The sequence below is a fragment of the Pedobacter psychrodurus genome, from assembly GCF_032678585.1.
In the GTDB taxonomy this organism is placed as follows: domain Bacteria; phylum Bacteroidota; class Bacteroidia; order Sphingobacteriales; family Sphingobacteriaceae; genus Pedobacter; species Pedobacter psychrodurus_A.
On the sequence record NZ_JAVTSN010000144.1, the window covers coordinates 1 to 611 of the forward strand.

Below are 611 nucleotides of genomic sequence, written 5' to 3' on the forward strand. Positions count from 1 at the left end.
AAAAAGGCTCGATAGCGGTTATAAATTTGATGTATTAGCAATCTTAATAGAAAACTACGAGAATCAACATTTCCCAATTGGTTTCCCTGATCCGATAGAAGCAATAAAATTTAGGATGGAACAGATGGGTTATAAACAAAGTGATTTAGTCAAAGTTGTTGGTTTAAAAAGTAGAGCAAGCGAAATATTAAGCCGAAAACGAAAATTATCTCTCGATATGATCAGACAGTTACATGAAAGTTTCAAAATACCAACCGATGTCCTTATTCAAGCATATTAGAAAATAATTATAAGATTTTATCTCATTGGCCTATTCAGAAATACAGCCACATCCGGCACTACAAGCCTATATCGATGCTTATTGGGTATCTGAAATTACTGATTATACACCTCACAAAACCAAAATCCTACCGGATGGCTGTGTAGACATTATTTTCAATATTGAGGATGATTACCGAACTGATAACGGAACCCTATTGATGAAAAGCGAAGCCATTTATCTGATCGGTACGATGATGCGCTTCAAAGAATATAATACTGTTGGTAAAGTCAAACTTTTGGGAGTCCGGTTTAAACCGGCTGCATGCTCTTATTTTTTTAAACTTTCATCT

The 611-nt window shown here is 34.9% G+C and carries 2 protein-coding genes; both read left to right on the forward strand.

Going from position 1 to position 611, the window contains the following annotated elements; translation table 11 throughout:
* Positions 1–280: transcriptional regulator (locus R2S57_RS30415; protein WP_316848665.1), on the forward strand; the 280-nt coding region annotated here is incomplete at its 5' end.
* Positions 281–305: 25 nt separating this feature from the next.
* The coding region (locus R2S57_RS30420; protein WP_316848666.1) for a DUF6597 domain-containing transcriptional factor at positions 306–611 on the forward strand (306 nt) is incomplete at its 3' end.